Below are 2884 nucleotides of genomic sequence, written 5' to 3' on the forward strand. Positions count from 1 at the left end.
GAGTAGGACACGCGGATACGGCCCTTCTTCACCTTCAGCGTCGGCAGGGCCACCTCGGCCAGATCGCCGAGGCTGCGCACATGGGTGCCGCCGCACGGTGCGCAGTGCAGGGTGTCCAGGTGCACCACGCGCCGCCCCTCGCCCTCGTACCGCGCGAGGACGGGCAGATCGTCGGCGATCGCGGCGGCCATCGCGTCCCGTAGAGCGGCGGTGGCTTCCTCCCGCCCCTCCGGGTCGGCCAGCCGGGCGTCCGGCTGCGGCGCCTGGAACTCGATGCGGGCCTGACCGGGGAAGTGGTTGCTGCTGAGCATCTCCCACCCCTGGAGGCGTCCGGCCGCCTCGACCAGGTGCCCGGCCGTGTGCAGCGCAGCGTGCGTCATCCGGGCCTGCACATCGATCCGCGCCCGCACCTCCTGCCCCACGGCGAGGAGCGGCAGCTGGCCGCCCTCGGGCGCCAGCACCACGACCAACCCCGACTCCCGGTCCCGGACCGGGACGACCTCCCCATCGTCCAGCCAGCCCGGGTCGGCGGGCTGGCCGCCTCCCTGCGGGTGGAACAGGCAGTGCTCGACGGCAGCCCACGGCGCACCGTCCCGGTCGCCTACGGCGATCACCCGCGTGTCGGCCTGATCCAGATACGTGTCATCCAGGTACGTGGCGACCTGGACAGCTCCTTGAAGTGTCTCTTCCGGGTGAACCATATGTTCACTATAACGAACGAGCGGAGATGATGAACATGGCGTTCAGTAAAATGAACAAGCGCGCCTGCCCAGCTTCAGATGATCTTGACCGTTTTCCACTCGATCTTGACGGCGGCGGGGATGCAGTAGAGGTTGCCGCACGGGCGTACGGCGATGCCGTGCTGGCGGAGTGAGCCGGCTGCCGCCGGATCAAAACGCTTCGCTCCATGCCGGAGTGGGCGGCTACGCTCGCGCGATGGAGCTGGACCACGCACTGGAACCGCTGCGCCGGGTGCTGCTGGAGCGCGGGACCGCCGGCTGTCCGGAGACGGTCGCCGCGGCGGTGGAGGCTGCCTGGACGGCACTGGCCGGCGGGGCGGACACCCCGAGCCTGTGGGAGCTCGGCGCGCTGCCCGAGTGGGACGTTCTGGAGGCGCGCCGGCTGCTGGCCGAGCTGGAGCAGGAGCTCTGGCCGGTGCTGCAGCTACCCGCCACCTCCGAGGCCCGCGACTGGGCGCTGGCTCGGTACTGCCTGCGGGACCTGCTGGACGGCCGCCTCGATCCGTTGGCGGCGGCCGAGCGGATCGGCCTCGAGCTGTGCCCCGCCGATCCCGGCTCGCCGCTGTGGCCGGTCCGCAGATGGCTGTATATCGCGGAGGAGCAACAGGAGCACTGCGGCGGGCTGACGAAGGAGGCGGTGGCCGAACTGCACGACCTGGCCGCCCAGCTGCTGGCTGGTCCGCTGTCCTGAGACCGGGTTCTCACCCAGCCAGGAACGCGGAAGCCCCAGCCGAGATCGTTTGGTAAGCAGTCAAGATCACCTGACACGGGACAGTGCCGCTCGGCACCCTCTCGCCCTTGGCAAGACCTCCCCGGCCCGGCGCCTCACCTAAGCTTGATCTTTGACCTCATTCCCCTTCGGGGCAGTCTGCTTCGACCCATGTCGCGATCATGTCGTTGCACGTGACGATGACAGTCTTGGGCCTGAAGGCCATCTCGTGAGTGCAGCCACGGGCGTGGGGAAGGATCTCGTCCAGGATCAGCGTGCCGAGGTCGTCCCAGGTCGAGGGCTCGTTCGGCGTCCCGATCTGGACGCCGGTCACCCCGGTGTAGCGGATGACCAGGTCCGGGTGTGTCCAGCCAACGGTGTAACTCGGTTTGATTTGTACTACCGGCGGCCGATTGAGAGTCGGCCGTCGAAGGTGATCTCGAAGGCGTTCAGTGCGGCCTTCCAGCGGGTGGTCCAGCGTTTGCGGCCGGCCCCGGTCGGGTCGAGCGCCATGACGGCCATGTAGACGCACTTCAACGCGGCCTGCTCGTTGGGGAAGTGGCCGCGGGCGCGGACGGCCTTGCGGATGCGGGCGTTGACGCTCTCGATCGCGTTGGTGGTGCAGACGACCCGGCGGATCTCGGTGTCGAACTGGAGGAAGGGGACGAACTCGGCCCAGGCGTCGGACCACATCTTCACAATCGCCGGGTACTTCTCGCCCCATGCCTCCTGGAACTCCAGGAACCGGTCCTCGGCCGCCTTCGCGGTGGGAGCGGTGTAGACGGGCTTGAGCGCCTTGGAGATCTTGTCCCAGTCCTGGCGGGCCGCGTATCGAAAGGACGCGCGCATCAAGTGGACGACGCAGGTCTGCGTGATGGCCAGTGGCCAGACCGTCTCGATGGCGTCGGGCAGGCCCTTGAGGCCGTCGCAGACGACCATGCAGACATCCGAAACGCCGCGGTTCTTGATCTCGGTCAGGACCTGCAGCCAGTACTTGGCGCCCTCGCCGCCGTCGCCGGCCCACAGACCGAGGATCTCCCTCGTGCCCTCGACGGTGACGGCCAGGGCAACGTAGATCGGACGGTTCGCCACCTGGCCGTCCCTGATCTTCACGTGGATGCAGTCGGTGAAGATCACCGGATAGACCGGGTCGAGAGGCCGGTTCTGCCACTCCGCCATCCCGTCGATCACCTTGTCGGTGATGGTCGAGATGGTCTGCTTGGACACGCTCGCGCCATAGACCTCGGCCAGATGGGCGGAGATCTCGCCGTGCGTCAGTCCTCGGGCGGACAACGACAGAACCATGTCGTCAACCCCGGTCAGCCGGCGCTGGCGCTTGCGCACGATCTGCGGCTCGAAGCTGCCCTCCCGGTCGCGCGGCACGTCGACCTCGACCGGCCCGACATCGGTGACCACGGTCTTGGACCGGGTGCCG

General features: G+C 68.4%; 5 protein-coding genes. 2 read left to right on the forward strand and 3 right to left on the reverse strand.

The window, feature by feature from the left end; translation table 11 throughout:
• Positions 1 to 701: metal-dependent hydrolase (locus ABZ641_RS31485; RefSeq protein WP_359987330.1), on the reverse strand; the 701-nt coding region annotated here is incomplete at its 3' end.
• A 26-nt stretch (positions 702 to 727) separates the two neighbouring features.
• Between ABZ641_RS31485 and ABZ641_RS31490 the strand changes: the two genes are divergently transcribed.
• Both ABZ641_RS31490 and ABZ641_RS31495 read left to right on the forward strand, forming a co-directional pair.
• Positions 728 to 874: a hypothetical protein gene (locus ABZ641_RS31490; RefSeq protein ID WP_359987333.1), complete on the forward strand. Its 147-nt coding sequence runs from the start codon at positions 728 to 730 to the stop codon at positions 872 to 874.
• A gap of 62 nt (positions 875 to 936) precedes the next feature.
• Positions 937 to 1431: a hypothetical protein gene (locus ABZ641_RS31495; RefSeq protein ID WP_359987335.1), complete on the forward strand. Its 495-nt coding sequence runs from the start codon at positions 937 to 939 to the stop codon at positions 1429 to 1431.
• 157 nt (positions 1432 to 1588) lie between these two features.
• On the opposite strand, the gene ABZ641_RS31500 is transcribed toward ABZ641_RS31495, so the two are convergent.
• Positions 1589 to 1783 carry a hypothetical protein gene (locus tag ABZ641_RS31500; protein WP_359987338.1) on the reverse strand — a complete coding sequence of 65 codons (195 nt, stop codon included), beginning with the start codon at positions 1781 to 1783 and terminating at the stop codon, positions 1589 to 1591.
• A gap of 65 nt (positions 1784 to 1848) precedes the next feature.
• On the reverse strand, positions 1849 to 2884 hold a 1036-nt coding region (locus ABZ641_RS31505), incomplete at its 5' end, for an IS256 family transposase (protein ID WP_359987341.1).

This window comes from Kitasatospora sp. NPDC007106, from assembly GCF_040634455.1.
GTDB classification, from domain to species: domain Bacteria; phylum Actinomycetota; class Actinomycetes; order Streptomycetales; family Streptomycetaceae; genus Kitasatospora; species Kitasatospora arboriphila.